Consider the following 16,389-nt stretch of genomic DNA (forward strand, 5'->3'; position numbering starts at 1 on the left):
CGCGTCCCTTCCACGTGGCGCCTTGTCCGCGACACTCACCGGCGTCACGCCAACCGTCGGCCCACAGCCCCGAGAATCGCATCACCCCGTCTCCGCGCCAAGCGTCCGACCTGCGCATATACACGCTGGACGAATAAGCCAACCAGGCGCCATGCGGCGCAACCCGTGTGCCATGATTGGTCCATGGAACTACGGGAGTATGTCGAGGCGCTGCGCGACGAACTGGTCGCAGCGTCCGCGGCAGGGGACTCCGAGACCCGTGCGATCGCCGAGCGACTCGTCGCCCCGCTGGAGCCGGCCGTCCGACTCACGTTGCTCAAGGTTCTGTCGGCCGCCGCCGACGAGATCAGCCGGGACCTGGCACCCGGCTCGGTGGATCTCCGCCTGCGCGGAATGGAACCCAGTTTCGTGGTGACTCCGCCTTCGAGCGACGAAGGCCTCGTCGAGGCCGGCCCGGACGAGACCGGTGACGCGGCGGGCGACTGGCCGGCCGAAGCGCTCGGTGGCGCCGTGAGCGGAACCCCGGCCCGGATCAACTTCCGGCCGCCGCAGGCGATGAAGGACCAGATCGAGGAGGCGGCGTCCCGGCAGGGGATCTCCGTCAACGCCTGGATGGTCCGCGCCTCCGCCTCTGCGCTGGCCAACAGCAAGCGAGCGCCCCGCGCCAGGCAGCAGTTCAACGGCTGGGTGCGATAGCCGCCCCGACAGACGCGGACGGCGGTCCGTCGTCGGACGAGTTCGTCGGACGTCACGTCTTCGAACGCGCCATGTCGGGTGGGCCACCAGGCCGCTCACGCAGGAGGTGGGGTCCGGCTCAGTACGGCTCTCATGTCGGCCAGCAACGCGGCCTCCTCCGCCCTGAGGTAGAAGTGGCCTCCGGGCAGCACCCGGAGCCGGAAGACGCCCTGCGTCATATCGGCCCAGCCGCGCATCTGCTCCGGGGTGACCTCGGGATCGTCGTCGCCGGTGTAGCCGTAGACCGGGCAGTCGAGCGGCGGCCGGTCGCCACCGCGATAGTCGTCGACCAGCCGGTAGTCCGCGCGGATCGCCGGCAGCAGGATCTCCCTCAGCTCGGGATCCTCGAAGACCGGAGCCCGGCTCTCGTCGAACCTGAGGACATCCGCGATGACCTCCTCGTCCGTGCCGGCAAACCGGCGCTGGCCCTCCAGCGCGTGCGGCGGACGTCGGCCTGACACGCACAGGGCGGTCGGCGGACAGCCACGCTTCTGGAGGCGCAGCGCCACCTCGTGCGCCACCGACGCACCCATGCTGTGGCCGAACAACACCAGCCGGTGCCGCGCCAGTTCGACCAGGGCGTCGGCTATGTCGTCGGCGAGGGTGTCCAGCCCGGCCGGGAACGGATCACCGAGTCGGTCCTCCCGGCCGGGGTACCGGACGGCGAGCACACCGATGTCCGAGGGCAGGCCCAGCGTCCAGGTGCGGTACGCGTTCGTCCAGCCGCCGGCGTGGGGGAAGCAGACGAGCTTCGTCAGGCAGCCGTCGCCGTCCCGGAAGCGGCGTATCCACCGCTCTTCCACCGGACTCCTCATCCCGAAGCCTCCTTTCGGTATACCGAGACACGGAGAAAGTGGAACGACTCCGTGATCGGAGCCTACGCGCGCACACCTCGGCCAAGGGCGGAATGCGGGCACGCGGGCTCCGGTATGGGGTCGGCCGGTATGACGTCCGGCCGGTATGACGTCCGGTCCGTTCGCCTCCGCGGTCCGGTCCGGCTAGGGCCTGTCTGACAATTCCCGTCGTCGCCCGCAGGGCGGCCGGGCGGCGTCAGGCGCGTGCTCTCGCCGTGCCGGGCACAGAGCCTCGTACTGGACGTACTTGGCTCTGTGCCCGGTGCGGCGAGTGGGGGTCCCCCCGGCCGGAGGCTGGGGGAGCGTGCATGGCGTCGCCCGGCAGACGGGAATTGTCAGACAGGCCCTAGCGGATGTCTCCGCCGATCTCGGCGAAGACATCCCGCTCGGCGTCCCGCCCCGCACGCGCGGCCACGATCGAGTCGGCGATCTCACCGCTGCGGACAGCGATGTTCGACAGAAGCGAGGAGGTCAGGCCGTGGGTGTGCTCGGTACCGCCCTGAAGGTAGATGCCGCAGCGCATCTCGGGACCGGTCACGATGCGGTAGTCCCGCTCCACCCGGTAGCGGCCCGCGTCGTCGCGCATGCAGTGGCGGTCCAGATCACCGAGCAGCCGGGTGGGCTCCATCGTGCTGTAGCCGGTCGCGCAGACGAGTGCGTCGAAGTCGAGTTCGCGCACCTCCTCGTCGGGGCCCACCTGGAGCGAGACACGGGTCTCGGCGCTGAGGCTCTTCACACCGCTGACCCTCGTCAGATTGAGGAACTCAAGGCGCCGGATGCCCCGCACCTCGTCGTCGTAGGACCGGCGGTACAGGTCCCGGATCACCTCGTCGTCGACGACCGAGTAGTTGGTGTTGCGGTGGTACCGCCAGAACGCCTCCCGGGTCTGGTCGGTGCCGAAGTAGTAGTCGTCGACGGCCGCGGGGTCGAAGATCTGGTTGGCGAAGGGGGTGTCGTCCGCGACGGAGTAGCCGTAGGACGGGATGACCGCGTACACCTGGGCGTGCGGGAGCTCGTCGTAGAGGAACCTGGTGATCTCGGCCGCGCTCTGTCCCGCTCCGACCACCGCCACCCGACGCAGTTCGGCGGGGTTCGCCCGGCGGAATTTCTCCAGGAACTCCGAGCTGTGCCACACCCGGTCGTCGCGCTCGGTACCGACGGGCATGCTCGGGACCAGTCCGGTCGAGATCACCACGTTCCGCGCCTCGACGACACGGCCGATCCTGCCGGTGGCGTCCGCCACCTCCAGGCGCAGACGGTCCGCGCGTTCCGGGTCGACGTCCGCCGGCAGCCCGATCGACACCACCTCGGAGCCGTACGCGATGCGATCGGCCACGCGTGCCTGGGCCCACTCAAGGTACTGATGGAACTCCTGGCGCGTCGGGAAGAAGTCCTGGTTGTTGACGAACTGCGTCAGGCGCCCCGATGCGTGCAGATAGGCGATGAAGCTGAAATTCGACGTCGGATTGCGGAACGTGACCAGATCTTTGAGGAAGGATATCTGCATGGTCGCTGACGGCAGCAGCATGTTGCGGTGCCAGCCGAATGCGGACTGCCGCTCCAAGAAGAGGGCGCTGACCTCATTTCCCGGATTGTTCGCCCGATATTCCTCCAGGGCTATGGCGAGTGACAGATTCGAAGGGCCGAAACCGATGCCGACAACATCGTAGGTCTCGTGTTCACGATCACTCATAGAAAATTCTCTCCCGCTGGCATGACTGAGCGATGTGTGGGTCGCATCTTCGATCGGCAAATTTCCACTCCTAGAGGAATGCGCGTCCGGGCGGGATTGAATTTCCAGCGGTCGCGCCGCCAACGTAGACCGGCACGGCGAACGGTTTCAAGTACGCCGACCTCAACGCATTCCTGTCCCGTCGGCGGGACACGAATATATGCACTCAAGGGCACCACCGTACTCGGGCAAATGGGCCACGTGAATCCCCCGAGAAAGCGGTACGGGTGAGAGACCCGTGTGAGGGACCGGCCACCGTGTCGGAGGAGAGGTCCGGCGCGATGAGGTTCGCGACCCGGTCCGGAAGCCTTCCCGGGCGAACAGCCGCGCGACTCTGCGCGCGGCCGACGGCAATCCGCCACGGACCGGAGCCGTGGCGCTCCTTCAATTCTTCACCGGAACGGCATCCGATTCGGACAGATCTCCGGCTGCCTGCCAGGGAAACGAGAAGATCCCTCGTCCTGCCGCATCACTGGGGCATTGACTTTACTGTCGCCGCGTTATTCCTTTCTCACCGGGAGCCGATCGGAAGTCGTTCCCGAAATCCTGGAAAGTTTCCAGCGGAAGGAATCAAGTTGTCGCACGCATATTCGGAACGGACGGCATCCGGCGAGCGAAAGGTGTCAGCCCGGCGTTACCTCATGTGCCGCCCTACATATTTCGACGTCACCTACTCGATCAATCCGTGGATGGCCCCGGACCGTCCCACCTCGGCAGAGACGGGACTGGCCCAGTGGAAAGGACTGTTCGATACGTTCGCGGAACTCGGGCACGACGTGGAACTGATCGAACCGGTACCGGGGCTTCCCGACATGGTCTTCGCCGCCAACGGTGCCATCGTCGTGGACGGAAAGGTGCTCGTCGCGCGATTCCGGCATCCCCAGCGCGGGGACGAGTCGGCGGCCTATCTCGAATGGTTCGGACGCGGCGGCTGGTCCGAGGTCCGGCAGGCGAGGTACGTCAACGAGGGTGAGGGCGACTTCCTCTGGGCCGGCGGGGAAATGCTGGCCGGCACCGGATTCCGCTCCGAATCCCGGGCCCACGCCGAGGTGCGCGAGTTCTTCGGCTGCCCCGTGACCGGCCTGACCCTCGTCGACCCACGGTTCTACCACCTCGACACAGCACTGGCGGTGCTCGGGGACCGGAAAATCATGTACTACCCGGCGGCCTTCTCCCCGGAGAGCCGGGCAGTACTGGCGGAACGATTCCCCGACGCGATCCTCGCCGATGAGTCAGATGCCGCCGTGTTCGGCCTCAACGCGCTGTCGGACGGACACAACGTCGTCCTGCCCCGGGCCGCCACCGGCCTCGCCGCGCAGCTGCGCGAGCACGGATACCGCCCCCTCGGCGCCGACCTGACCGAGCTCCTGAAAGCCGGCGGCAGCGTCAAGTGCTGCACGCTCGAACTGCGCACGTGAGGCGCGAAGCGGTGTGAAGGCGACCGTCGAGTGCGGCTGTCCCGTCAGCGGGACAGCCGCACTCCGGGCGTTGAGCACCGAGAACCGGCGGTCCACCGGCCCCGGTTCACACCCCGGGGCCCGCAGGCCGTGGCGACCGCACCGTGCACCATGCTCGTGCGCTGCAGGACGCCGGCCCACACCTGGCACGCCCGCCCACCCTCGACGAGACACCCGTGGCGCCATGCGGCATCACTCTGAAGCCATCACGCCGCCATCAGCACGACCCACATCGACGTGGCGCCATCGCGGCGCGAACAATCTTCCGACGTTTCCGCAGGTAGACGCGGTGACCGAGGCGACATCGAGCGGAGGGTGCCATTCCTGCTTGCATGTGGCACCACAGTGCTGCCACTATGACGTCATGGACCTCACGCCGCATATCGACGCTCTCCGGCGCGAACTACTGGTGGCCGCGGAAGCCGGCGGGGAAGACGCCCGTGAACTGGCCGAGCGGCTCATCGCTCCCCTGGAGGCGGCGACCCACCTGGCCATGCTCAACGTGCTCTCCGCGGCGATGGACGACATCACGCGTGACCTCGCGCCAGGGTCGGTCGATCTGCGGCTGCGTGGGCTCGACCCCGATTTCGTGGTGACGCGGCCACCGGGTGAGAGCAGCGCCCTCGCGGACATCCCCGAGCACATCGACTCGCCCGTGCCGCCCGCCGACGGCGAGGAAGGCGGCACCGCCCGCGTCAACCTGCGTCTGCCGGCCCACCTCAAGGCCCGGGCCGAAGAAGTGGCCAAGCGCGAGGGACTGTCGGTCAACGCGTGGCTGGTGCGCACCGTCTCGGCCGCGATCTACGGCGGCACCCGGCCGCGTGCGACGGAGAGGACCCACACCGTCGGACAGAGCATGACGGGCTGGGTGCGCTAGCCGCGCCGCCGCCCACTTCGCCCACACCACGTCCCACCAGCGGGGACGCCCCACGAACCCAAGAGGACGGGACGACCATGCCTTCTTTCGACACCCCCGAGCCGATCTCCGCCGTCGCGCATCTGGAGGCCGGCACCATCCAGTTCACCGCGGCCGACCGGACCGACACGGTCGTCGAGGTACGGCCACGCGAGCCCGAGAAGGACCAGGACCTGCGGACCGCCAAACAGACGGAGGCGACGTACGCGGGCGGGGTGCTGACCGTCAAGACGCCCAAGGCGAACCTGTTCGGCCGCACGGGCACCGTCGACGTGACGGTCGAACTGCCCACGGGCTCGCAGATCGACATCACCGGTGGCGGGGTACAGGCGGTCTGCGAGGGCCTGTTCGGTGAGGTCCGGGTGAACATCTCGGCCGGTGAGGTGCGCCTGGGCACCACCGGGCCACTGCGGGCGACCGCACCGAACGGTTCGATCAGCGTGGACCGGGTCGAGGGAAAAGCCGAGATCACCACCAACACCGGCAACCTGCGCGTCGGCCTCGTCGACGGCCCCGCCGTCCTGAAGAACTCACACGGCACCACGACCCTCGGCGCGGTGACCGGCGATCTGAAGGCCACCAGCGCCCACGGCGACATCGAGATCCGGCGCGCCGAGGCCTCGGTCACCGCCACCACCGCCAACGGCGCCGTCCGCCTCGGTGAAGTGGCCCGCGGCAGCGTTCAGCTGGAGACCTCCTACGGCGCCATCGAGGTCGGCATCCGCGAGGGCACTGCCGCCTGGCTCGACGTCAGCTCGGGTTCCGGTCATGTGCGCAACGCGCTCGACACCACCGACGCCCCACAGGAGACCGACGACACCGTCGAGGTCCTCGCCCGCACCCAGCACGGCAACATCACGGTCCTGCGCGCCACCGCCTGACCACCGTCCCTCGGACCACCCCGTCCCATTCCCTCACCTCACCCTTCGAATGGAGGACACCATGCCAACTCCTGTCATGCCCACGTCCAGGCAAGCCGACGGCCCCGTCTCCTCGGCCGCCGTCTCCGCCATCGGGCTGCGCAAGTCGTACGGCGACAAGGTCGTGCTCGACGGCATCGACCTGCACATCCCGGCCGGCTCGATCTTCGCCCTGCTCGGCCCGAACGGCGCCGGCAAGACCACCACCGTGCAGATCCTGTCCACCCTCATCACCGCCGACGGCGGCCAGGCCCAGGTCTCGGGTCACGACATCGCCGCCGAATCGCAGGCCGTACGGGCCGCGATCGGTGTCACCGGGCAGTTCTCCGCGGTCGACGGGCTGATCACCGGCGAGGAGAACATGCTGCTCATGGCGGACCTGCACCACCTGCCCCGGAGCGAGGGACGCCGCGTCACCGCCGAACTGCTGGAGCGCTTCGACCTCACCGACGCGGCGAAGAAGCCCGCCATCACCTACTCCGGCGGCATGAAGCGACGCCTCGACATCGCCATGACCCTGGTCGGCAGCCCGCGCATCATCTTCCTCGACGAGCCCACCACCGGCCTCGACCCCCGCTCCCGCCACACCATGTGGGGAATCATCCGCGAACTCGTCACGGGCGGCGTCACCGTCTTCCTCACCACTCAGTACCTGGAGGAGGCCGACCAGCTCGCCGACCGCATCGCCGTCCTCAACAACGGCACGATCGCCGCCCAGGGAACCGCCGATGAGCTGAAGCGCCTCATCCCCGGCGGACACGTCCGCCTCCGCTTCACCGACCCCGGCGCCTACCAGAGCGCCGTGAGCGAACTGCGCGAGGCGACCCGGGACGACGAGGCGCTCGCGCTCCAGATCCCCAGCGACGGCAGCCAGCGCGAGCTGCGCTCCATCCTCGACTGGCTGGACTCCACCGGCATCGAGGCCGACGAACTCACCGTGCACACCCCCGACCTCGACGACGTCTTCTTCGCCCTCACCGGCGGCACCGACAAGACCCAGGAGGCTGTCCGATGAGCGCCCCCCTCGCCCCCGCCCGCCCGAGCCGCGTCTCCCTCGCTGTGCGCGACTCGTCGACGATGCTGCGCCGCAACCTGCTGCACGCCCGGCGCTACCCCTCCCTCACCCTGAACCTGCTGCTCACCCCGATCCTGCTGCTGCTGCTCTTCGTCTACATCTTCGGGGACGTGATGAGCGCGGGCATCGGCGGTGGCAGTCCCGACCGCTCCGAGTACATCGCGTACATCGTGCCGGGTCTGTTGCTGATGACCGTCGGCAACACCCTGGTCGGCACCGCGGTGTCCGTCTCCAACGACATGACCCAGGGCATCATCGCCCGCTTCCGGACCATGGCGATCCACCGCGGCTCGGTACTCATCGGTCACGTCGTCGGCAGCGTCCTCAAGGCGATCACGACCGTGCTCTTCGTCGGTGTCATCGCGGTGGCCATCGGCTTCCGGTCCAAGGACGCCTCGGCACTGGAATGGCTCGCGGCATTCGGGCTGCTGGTGCTCTTCGCCCTGGCACTCACCTGGATCGCGGTCGGCATGGGCCTGATCAGCCCGAGCATCGAGGCGGCCAGCAACAACGCCCTGCCGCTGGCCTTCCTCCCGCTGATCTCCAGCACCTTCGTGCCGGTCGACGCGATGCCGGGCTGGTTCCGGCCGATCGCCGAGTACCAGCCGTTCACCCCGACCATCGAGACCCTGCGAGGCCTGCTGCTCGGCACCGAGATCGGCCACAACGGCTGGATCGCGATCGCCTGGTGCCTGGCCCTCACCGCCCTCGGCTACTTCTGGTCGAAGTCGGTCTTCAACCGCGCCGCGAAGTAGCCGGGACGACCACCGCGACACGCACTCCGGTTCGTCCGCCGAAGGGCGGCGTACCCCGACACCACGTCGGAGTACGCCGCCCTCTTCGCGCACCCGCCCACGACGTCCCTCGTCCCCACAGGCTTGCGCTGCCCCGGGACACGCCGCCAACGTAGACCGACTCGACAAAGCGAACACCGTGATGGTCGCCGGGCAACCGCCGCTGCTGAGCCACGACGGAGTACACGAAGCCCGGCGCCGCCTGGTGGACACGCCCGTGGTGCGCAGCGAGGAACTCGAACAGCTGGCCGGAGCCCGGCTGTGGCTGAAGGCGGAGAACCTCCAGCGGGGCGGCTCCTTCAAGATGCGTGGCGCGCTCCTCGCCGTGGAACGGCTGGTGGCGGCCGGCAGCCCCGGTGTGGTGACGCAGTCCACCGGCAACCACGCGCCGGCCGTGACGCCCGCGGCCGCCCAGTACGGACTCCCGGCCGTCGTGGTGCTGCCCACCGACGCCGCGCCGGCCAAGGTGGCACGGATCCGGGCCGCCGGCGCCGAGGTGCTCCAGGCGGGAACCACCCTGGCCGAACGCGTCACGGTGGTCGACGAACTGACGCGCACCCGCGGTCTCGACGAGATCGACCCGTATCTGAACCCGGACGTGGGGGTCGGCCAGGGCACCGCCACCGCCGACCTGCTGCACCAGGTGGACATCGTCGGCGGTCATCTGGACGCGGTGGTTCTGCCGGTGGGGGGGGGCGGCAGCGCGCTGGCCGGTGCCTGCCTGGCCACCACAGGCCGGACCATCGACCTCTACGGCGCCGAGCCCAGCGCCGTGCCCGCTCTGACAGCGGGCCTGCGAGCCGGGAAGCCGGTCACCGTAAACGCCGGGCCCACCCTCGCCGACGGGCTGCGTCCCGACCGCATCGGCCGGCTCCCCGACGATCTGGCCCACGACGTCGTCGCCGGGGTCTTCACGATCGAGGAGAGCGCATCGCCGAAGCGCTGCGCCTGCTCATCGAGCCCGCCCCCACCGCGGTGGAGGGTGCGCTGCGCCTGGCCGCCGAGATGCCGCGTCCAGGACATCGGAAGGCTCTCTCACCACACCTGGACGTGCTCTGCGTCCAGTACCCGGGACGTCAGGACCGGCGTGCCGAGGACGGCCGGGCCTTCGTCTTCTTCGGCCACAGCACTGGTTCCGTCCTGGCCTACGAGGTGACCCGCCGCTACCAGGACGACACCGGCACCCCGCCGGCCCGGCTGCTCGCCTCCGGTTGTCCCCCGCCCTCCCTGCTGCGCGGCGGGACGGTGCACCGCCGTGACGACGACGGCATCATCGAGGAGTTGCGCGCCGTCGGCGGGACCGATCCCGTCTACCGACGAGCACGGTCAGGAGGTCAACGACCTCATCTCCGGTACCGTCCGGGGCCTCTCCGCCGCCCGGGAAGCCGTGCCCGGCGCGGGCTGAGCCGTCCACCGTCGTACCACGGCAGGGCGGACGCCCCCGGTCGGCGGCAGCGACCGGGGGCGTCCGTCCTCCTCGTACGGGGCCCTTCCTAGGGCAGGACCTCGCCTTCCTTCGTCCTTCTGCGCAGTGTCGGCCTGCTGGATCGGGTGAGGTCCTTCCAGGTGTCGCTCAGGCCGGCGACGGTGCGCACCGCGAACAGCGTGCGGATGGGCACCTCCTGATACAGCTCCGCCCTGATCAGACCGGTCAGTCTGATGGCCCGCAGCGAGTTGCCGCCGTGGTCGAAGAAGTCGTCGTCGATGCCCACCCGGTCCAGGTCGAGAACGTCGGCGAACGCGTCGGCCAGCACCCGTTCGACGTGATTGCGCGGGGCCCGGTACGTCTCGTCGCCGAACGTGGGGTCCGGCAGTGCCGCCCTGTCCACCCGTCCGTCGGCGCCCAGCGGCAGCCGGTCCAGCGTCACGAACCCCGACGGGACCATGAACTCCGGCAGCCGCCCCGCCGTGAACCGGCGCAGTTCGCCACTGTCGACGGTCCACCCGCCGGCCGGGACCACGTAGGCCGTGAGGCGCCGCTCCCCGGACGGGTCACTGCCTGCGGCCACCACGGACTGCGCGAGACCGGCATGTTCGGCCAGCACGTCCTCGACCTCGGCCGGCTCGACCCGGGCACCGCGGACGTCGACCTGGGTGCCGGCCCGTCCCACGTACTCCAGGAGGCCGTCGGTACGCCACCGCACCCGGTCCCCTGTGCGGTACATGAGCCCGCCGGCCACACCGAACGGGCAGGGCACGAAACGCTCCGCGGTCCGGGCGGGTTGCCCGGGACGCCCACGCGCAACGCCGGGCCCGGCCACGTACAGCTCTCCGGTCACGCCCGCGGGGACCGGCGCCAGCCCCGGTCCCAGTACGTAGAGAGCCGTGTTGTCCGTCGGTCGGCCGAGCACGCCCGCCGGGTGTGTCGGCTCGTTCCCGGGCAGGCGGTGGGACACGGCGGACCCGGACGACTCCGCCGGGCCGTACCCGATGACGATCGCCGGTCGGGGGCAGGCCTCGCGCAGACGTCTCACGGTGGCCGCGGGCACCCGGTCACCCCCCGTCCATACCTCGCGCAACTCGGCGAGACACTCGGGGCGTTCCGCTGCGAGGGCCGAGAACAGGCCGACGGGCAGCCGTACCGTGGAGATCCCGTGTGATGCCCGTGCCTCGGTCAGCGCGTCGGCGTCCAGCTCCCCCGCTGGCGCGACGACCACCCGGCCGCCGTTCAGCAACGGCACCCACAGGTCCAGGGCAAGCGCGTGCGAGGTGGGCGGCGCGTGCCACAGCACGGTGCCGCTGCCACCTGCCCGACGGTTGCGGTCCAGGACGAGCCGCTCCATGTTCCGGTGCGTCACGGCGACCGTCGTGATCGCGCCGGCCGTTTCGGAGCCGTACATCACGGCCAGCAGGCCGTCCTGACGGACGGGAACCGGCACCTGCGTCGCCGCGCCGCCGTCACGGGCGGCCTCCGACCAGAGGTCGTCGAGCGGCACCGCCGGAAGGCCCAGTTCGTGGGAGAGCCGGCCGGCCGTCGCCGTCTCGGTGAGCAGGACGCGCACCGCGGCGTCGGCGACGACCGGCCGGATCCGCTGCGCCGGGAGCGCCGGGTCGACCGGCAGGTAGGCCCCGCCCGCCTTCACCACGGCGAGGAGGGCTACGGCCAGGTCGACCGAGCGGGGCAGCGCCACCGCCACGACCGTCTCGGGTCCGACCCGCCGCCGGCGCAGCGCGCCGGCCAGGCGGCCGGCGCGCTCGTCGAGTTCCCGGTACGAGATCACCCAGTCCCCGGACACCAGTGCCACCTCGTCGGGGGTCCGCTCCAGCTGCCGGGCGAACAGCTCCGGGATCGTCAGTCCCGGCAACGGCACCGCCGTGTCGTTCGGTGCCATGAGCACCAGGTCCCGCGCGTCGCCGCTGACCACGTCGAGCGCACCGACCGGCAGACGCCCTTCGGAGGCCACCAGAGCGTGGACGTACGCGATCAGCTCCTCGCCGATGAAGCGCAGTTCCGCGCGGGAGTACAGGGCCGCGGGGGCGTCGAGCCGGATGAACAGGTCGCTGTCGGCCCTCCCGTCGGTGTAGACGCCGATCGCCAGTTCCTCGAACGTCCCGGTCGTCCCGCCGAGGAAGTGGGCCGGGCAGTCGGCGAAGCTGAGGTGTTCGGTGAACTCGACGACGTTGACGACGGCACCGAAACTGCCGCGGTCGTTCAGGACGGTGCCGCTCGCGCGCTGGATCTCCGAGTAGTGGCAGGCGGCGTGGTCGAAGATGTCGTACGTCTCGTCGCCGATGGTCTCGGCGATCTCGGTGAAGGTCGCGCCGAGGGGCACCCTCACCCGCACCGGCACGACGTTCACCGCCAGGCCGGGTGTCCGGCCGGCCGCACCGAGCCGGTTGGCCACGGCCAGGGAGAGCAGGAACTCCGGGCGGTCGCAGCGGTGCCTGAGGTAGACCGCCGTGGCCGCGGTGAGCATCGACGACATCCACACGCCCAGGGACTTCGCGGCCTCGGTCCACGCGCCCGCGTCGGCGCGCGGGACGGTCAGTGTCCGGCTCACCATGCCGATGGGTTCGGTCAGTTCCCCCCACCGGTCGGCACTGCAGGCCGGTTCGTCGAGCGCGGAGCGCGTCGCGTCGGAGAGGGGGATCCGTGGCAGCTGCGCGGGCGCGGGAGGGTCGGCCAGGTAGCCGCGCCAGAACGCCATGTCCTCGGTGAACCGGTCGGAGGCCTGGTACTCCGCCGCGTCGGCCGCGAACGACTCGGCGTCCCACGGGTGCGGCGGTTCGGGTACGTCCTCGCCCCGTGACAGCGCGGTGTACACCTCTGCCAGGCGCCGCGACAGCAGGCCGGCCGCTCCGTAGCCGTCCGACACCAGGTGGTGGTAGATGATCACCACTACCGAGCGGGCCGCCGCGAGCTTCACCACACCCAGCCGGAACAGCAGGTCCCGCTCCAGGTCGAACGGCCGGCGCACCATGTCGGCGAGCGCTCGGCGCGCCGCCGTCTCGGGGTCGCCCTCGGCGCTGACGTCCAGATGGAAAGGCCGCCAGTCCCCCAACTCGCGGGGTACCAGGCGCAGTCCGCCGCCGTCATCGACGAAGGTGACGCGCAGCACCTCCGCCTCGCCCATCACGTGCAGGAACGCGGACTCCATGACCGACACGTCCAGGTCGCCGGCCACGTTCCACATGGTCAGTGCATGGTTGAGGGTGTCGGGAAACATTTCCTGCGCCCGCCACAACCCTTTGTGCGCAGACGACGCACCGAACGAACGCACAGAGATCATCCTTTCAGCAGAGCGGCCGGGAACCGGAGGCGTCCCGTGCACGCCGTGGGGTTCACCGCCGGTCACGACCGGTCATCGACGTCATGAGATGCCCGGCGACCCGTCTGGGGGTCGGGTGTCGCAGGACCAGGCCCGCCCTCAGCTTGAGCCCGGTCGACGCGGCCAGGCCCTTGCTCAGCTGTACCGAGAGCAGTGAGTCGAAGCCGATGTCCTTGAACTCCTGGTCGGGGTCGACGGCTTCGCCGGAGGCGTGCCCGAGCACGACCGCGACCCGGGTGAGGACGTGATCCAGGACGAGTGCCGTCGCCTCGTCGTCGGAAAGCGCGGCCAGCCGGTCCCGCAGGGCGACGGGCTCGTCGTCCACCGCGGGCGTGTGCAGCACGGGCACCTGCGCCCTCACCCCGGCGGGCGAGGAGTTCAGCCAGTGGCGCTGCCGCTGGAAGGCGTACGTCGGCAGGTCCACCCTCTTGCGGGTCCCGAGCAGGGCGTCCCAGTTCACGGTCCCGCCCTCGGAGTGGAACCGGGCCAGTGAGCCGAGCACGGCCTCCGCCTCGCCGCGGTCGCGTCGTGCCGAGGACAGGACCACCGCGTCGTCCAGATCTTCGACGATCTCCTGCACGGGGCCGGTGAGCACGGGGTGCGGGCTCATCTCGACGAACACCCGGAAACCGTCGCCTGCCAGCCGCCGGACGGAGGGTTCGAAGAGCACCTTCTCGCGCAGGTTGGTGTACCAGTAGTCACCGTTCAGCGCCGCGGTGTCGGTGATCTCGCCGTACAGGGTCGAGCAGAAGGGCAGGGCCGAGGTGGCCGGGCTCACGTCGGACAGCGCGTCGATCACGCGGTCGCGGACCCGGGTCACATGGGGGGAATGGGAGGCGTAGTCGACCTTGATCCGCTTGGCCTGCACGCCTTCGGCGGTCATCTTCTCGACGAACTCGTCGAGCGCGTCCGGTTCCCCGGACACCACCACGGAGCGGGGGCCGTTGACGACGGCGATTCCGACCCGGTCCCGCCACGGCGCGAGGAGGTCCTCCACCCGGTCCGCCGGCTGGGCGACCGACGCCATCCCGCCATGACCGATCAGATCCACCAGGGCCTTGCTGCGCAGCGCCACGACTCGGGTGGCGTCGCGCAGGGACAGGGCGCCGCACACGTGGGCGGCGGCTATCTCGCCCTGGCTGTGCCCCACCACCGCGGCCGGTTCCACGCCCCAGGAACGCCACAGGGCGGCCGTGGACACCATCACGGAGAACAGGGCCGGCTGAACCACGTCCACCCGGTCCAGCGTCGGTGCCCCGGGGGCCCCGCGCACCACGTCGAGCAGCGACCAGTCGACCCACTCGGCCAGAGCGTCCGCGCACGCGTCGAGGCTGCGCGCGAAGACGGGGAAGGTGTCGTACAGCTGACGCCCCATGCCGGCCCACTGCGACCCCTGTCCGGGGAACACGAAGACCGTCCCACCGCGTTCCGCGGCCGTGCCGCGCACGACCACGGCGGACTCCTGGCCGTCGGCGAGCGACGTCACGCCGCTCAGCAGCTCCTCCCGGTTCCGGCCCAGGACCACCGCGCGGTGGTCGAAGCGGGTCCGGCCGGTCACCAACGACCAGGCGGCGTCGGTGACATCGAGGTCCTCGTCGGCGGCGGCGAAGTCGCGCAGCTTGCGTGCCTGCCGCTCCACGGCCCCCGCGGTCCTGCCGGACAGCACCCACGGCACGAGGCCGCCGACGACACCCCCTTGCCTTTGTTCCTGTTCCTGTTCCTGTTCCTGTTCCTGGGCCTCTTCCAGGACAACGTGCGCGTTGGTGCCGCTGACCCCGAACGACGACACACCGGCCCGCCGCGGACCGTCCGCGCGGGTCCACTCCCGCCCCTCCAGCAACAGTTCGACCGCACCGGAGGACCAGTCAACGTGCTGTGAGGGCGTCTGCACGTGCAGTGTCTTCGGGAGCTGCCGATGCCGCACGGCCAACACGGCCTTGATGATCCCGCCCACCCCGGCGGCGGCCATGGAGTGACCGATGTTCGACTTCAGGGACCCCAGCCACAGCGGCCTGCCCCCGGCACGCCCCTGCCCGTAGGTCGCCAGCAGGGCGCCCGCCTCGATGGGGTCGCCCAGCGTGGTCCCGGTGCCATGGGCCTCGATCAGGTCCACCTCGGAGGCCCGCAGTCCCGCGTTGGCCAGCGCCTTGCGGATCACCTTCTCCTGGGCGAGGCCGTTGGGAGCGGTCAGCCCGTTGCTGGCCCCGTCCTGGTTGACGGCGGAGCCGCGCAGGACGGCCAGTACCGGATGGCCGTTGCGGCGGGCGTCGGAGAGCCGCTCCAGCAGCAGCACCCCCACCCCTTCGGACCAGCCGGTCCCGTCCGCCTCGTCCGCGAAGGACCGGCACCGGCCGTCGGGCGACAGGCCGCGCTGCCGGGAGAACTCCACGAAGAGCGCGGGCGTCGCCATCACCGCCGCCCCGCCCGCCAGGGCGAGCGAGCACTCACCCGAGCGCAGCGACTGCATCGCCAGATGAACGGCCACCAGCGACGACGAGCACGCCGTGTCCACGGTCATCGCCGGGCCCGTCAGGCCGAGCTGGTAGGCCACGCGGCCGGAGGCCACGCTCAGGGCGCTGCCTTGCAGCAGGTAGCCCTCCAGCTCGTTGGCGCCGGCCTCCAGGAAGCGCATGCCGTACTCGGGGGCGCTCACTCCGGAGAAGACACCGATTTCGGCGCCGCGTACGTCGGCGGGGACGATGCCCGCCCGTTCGAAGGCCTCCCACGACGTCTCAAGGAGCAGGCGCTGCTGGGGGTCGATCGCCAGTGCCTCCTTGGGGCTGATGCCGAAGAACCCCGCGTCGAAGGCGGCGGCGTCCGTCAGGAATCCTCCGTGCCGCACGTACGAGCTGCCGAGCGTGTCGGGGTCCGGGTCGTACAGGTCCGGCCATCCCCGGTCCTGCGGGAACTCGTCCACCACGTCCCTGCCGTCGCGGACGACGTCCCACAGTGCCTCTGGCGTGGCCACGCCTCCCGGGTAGCGGCACGCCATGGCGACCACGGCGATCGGCTCGCCGCGGCCGGCATTGAGTGCCTCGTTCTCCCGCCGCAGGCGGTCGCGTTCCTCCAGCAGCGCGCGGAGGGCCCGTTGGACCCGGTCCCCGCCCTCCGCCGCGCGCTCCGCGGAGTTGTCCATG

General features: G+C 70.5%; 12 protein-coding genes. 8 read left to right on the forward strand and 4 right to left on the reverse strand.

Annotated features, from left to right (window positions below):
• Nucleotides 1–183: 183 nt before the first annotated feature.
• Nucleotides 184–696 carry a hypothetical protein gene (locus tag ACZ60E_RS05785; RefSeq protein WP_384804039.1) on the forward strand — a complete coding sequence of 171 codons (513 nt, stop codon included), beginning with the start codon at nt 184–186 and terminating at the stop codon, nt 694–696.
• Nucleotides 697–791: 95 nt separating this feature from the next.
• Here ACZ60E_RS05785 and ACZ60E_RS05790 read toward each other — a convergent pair whose 3' ends face one another.
• Both ACZ60E_RS05790 and ACZ60E_RS05795 read right to left on the reverse strand, forming a co-directional pair.
• Nucleotides 792–1,550 (reverse strand): thioesterase II family protein, encoded by a 759-nt coding sequence (locus ACZ60E_RS05790; protein WP_384804037.1) that lies wholly within the window; start codon nt 1,548–1,550, stop codon nt 792–794.
• 385 nt (nt 1,551–1,935) lie between these two features.
• Nucleotides 1,936–3,282 (reverse strand): lysine N(6)-hydroxylase/L-ornithine N(5)-oxygenase family protein, encoded by a 1,347-nt coding sequence (locus ACZ60E_RS05795; RefSeq protein WP_469438548.1) that lies wholly within the window; start codon nt 3,280–3,282, stop codon nt 1,936–1,938.
• A gap of 614 nt (nt 3,283–3,896) precedes the next feature.
• Here ACZ60E_RS05795 and ddaH point away from each other — a divergent pair.
• From ddaH to ACZ60E_RS05830, 7 genes are all read left to right on the forward strand, one after another.
• Nucleotides 3,897–4,739: a dimethylargininase gene (gene ddaH, locus ACZ60E_RS05800; protein WP_469438550.1), complete on the forward strand. Its 843-nt coding sequence runs from the start codon at nt 3,897–3,899 to the stop codon at nt 4,737–4,739.
• Between the two features lie 403 nt (nt 4,740–5,142).
• Entirely contained in the window at nt 5,143–5,655 is a 513-nt protein-coding gene (locus ACZ60E_RS05805) for a hypothetical protein (RefSeq protein WP_469438552.1), read from the forward strand.
• 77 nt (nt 5,656–5,732) lie between these two features.
• Nucleotides 5,733–6,575 (forward strand): DUF4097 family beta strand repeat-containing protein, encoded by an 843-nt coding sequence (locus ACZ60E_RS05810; RefSeq protein WP_384804029.1) that lies wholly within the window; start codon nt 5,733–5,735, stop codon nt 6,573–6,575.
• A gap of 61 nt (nt 6,576–6,636) precedes the next feature.
• The gene (locus ACZ60E_RS05815; protein ID WP_384804026.1) at nt 6,637–7,629 is read left to right on the forward strand and encodes an ATP-binding cassette domain-containing protein; all 993 of its coding nucleotides are present in this window, start codon (nt 6,637–6,639) and stop codon (nt 7,627–7,629) included.
• Nucleotides 7,626–8,444 (forward strand): ABC transporter permease, encoded by an 819-nt coding sequence (locus tag ACZ60E_RS05820; RefSeq protein WP_267030159.1) that lies wholly within the window; start codon nt 7,626–7,628, stop codon nt 8,442–8,444. The genes ACZ60E_RS05815 and ACZ60E_RS05820 overlap by 4 nt, the downstream gene beginning before the upstream one ends.
• A gap of 181 nt (nt 8,445–8,625) precedes the next feature.
• Entirely contained in the window at nt 8,626–9,639 is a 1,014-nt protein-coding gene (locus ACZ60E_RS05825) for a pyridoxal-phosphate dependent enzyme (RefSeq protein WP_469438557.1), read from the forward strand.
• Nucleotides 9,534–9,980 carry a thioesterase II family protein gene (locus ACZ60E_RS05830; RefSeq protein ID WP_469438560.1) on the forward strand — a complete coding sequence of 149 codons (447 nt, stop codon included), beginning with the start codon at nt 9,534–9,536 and terminating at the stop codon, nt 9,978–9,980. Before ACZ60E_RS05825 ends, ACZ60E_RS05830 begins: the two co-directional genes overlap by 106 nt.
• Here ACZ60E_RS05830 and ACZ60E_RS05835 read toward each other — a convergent pair.
• Together ACZ60E_RS05835 and ACZ60E_RS05840 are read right to left on the reverse strand one after the other, a co-directional pair.
• Nucleotides 9,977–13,213, reverse strand: a complete 3,237-nt coding sequence (locus ACZ60E_RS05835; protein WP_469438562.1) for an amino acid adenylation domain-containing protein — start codon at nt 13,211–13,213, stop codon at nt 9,977–9,979. The genes ACZ60E_RS05830 and ACZ60E_RS05835 overlap by 4 nt on opposite strands.
• 52 nt (nt 13,214–13,265) lie before the next feature.
• Nucleotides 13,266–16,388 carry a type I polyketide synthase gene (locus tag ACZ60E_RS05840; RefSeq protein ID WP_469438564.1) on the reverse strand — a complete coding sequence of 1,041 codons (3,123 nt, stop codon included), beginning with the start codon at nt 16,386–16,388 and terminating at the stop codon, nt 13,266–13,268.
• Between the last annotated feature and the right edge of the window lies 1 nt (nt 16,389).

The sequence above is a fragment of the Streptomyces sp. NPDC102514 genome (assembly GCF_055584525.1).

Excerpts from the sequence above, each read along its gene's own strand:
- ACZ60E_RS05835 (WP_469438562.1), bottom strand. The coding sequence starts at position 13,213 with ATGATCTCTGTGCGTTCGTTCGGTGCGTCGTCTGCGCACAAAGGGTTG.
- ACZ60E_RS05790 (WP_384804037.1), bottom strand. The coding sequence starts at position 1,550 with ATGAGGAGTCCGGTGGAAGAGCGGTGGATACGCCGCTTCCGGGACGGC.
- ACZ60E_RS05840 (WP_469438564.1), bottom strand. The coding sequence starts at position 16,388 with ATGGACAACTCCGCGGAGCGCGCGGCGGAGGGCGGGGACCGGGTCCAA.
- ACZ60E_RS05795 (WP_469438548.1), bottom strand. The coding sequence starts at position 3,282 with ATGAGTGATCGTGAACACGAGACCTACGATGTTGTCGGCATCGGTTTC.
- ACZ60E_RS05825 (WP_469438557.1), top strand. The coding sequence starts at position 8,626 with ATGGTCGCCGGGCAACCGCCGCTGCTGAGCCACGACGGAGTACACGAA.
- ACZ60E_RS05805 (WP_469438552.1), top strand. The coding sequence starts at position 5,143 with ATGGACCTCACGCCGCATATCGACGCTCTCCGGCGCGAACTACTGGTG.
- ACZ60E_RS05820 (WP_267030159.1), top strand. The coding sequence starts at position 7,626 with ATGAGCGCCCCCCTCGCCCCCGCCCGCCCGAGCCGCGTCTCCCTCGCT.
- ACZ60E_RS05785 (WP_384804039.1), top strand. The coding sequence starts at position 184 with ATGGAACTACGGGAGTATGTCGAGGCGCTGCGCGACGAACTGGTCGCA.
- ACZ60E_RS05810 (WP_384804029.1), top strand. The coding sequence starts at position 5,733 with ATGCCTTCTTTCGACACCCCCGAGCCGATCTCCGCCGTCGCGCATCTG.
- ACZ60E_RS05815 (WP_384804026.1), top strand. The coding sequence starts at position 6,637 with ATGCCAACTCCTGTCATGCCCACGTCCAGGCAAGCCGACGGCCCCGTC.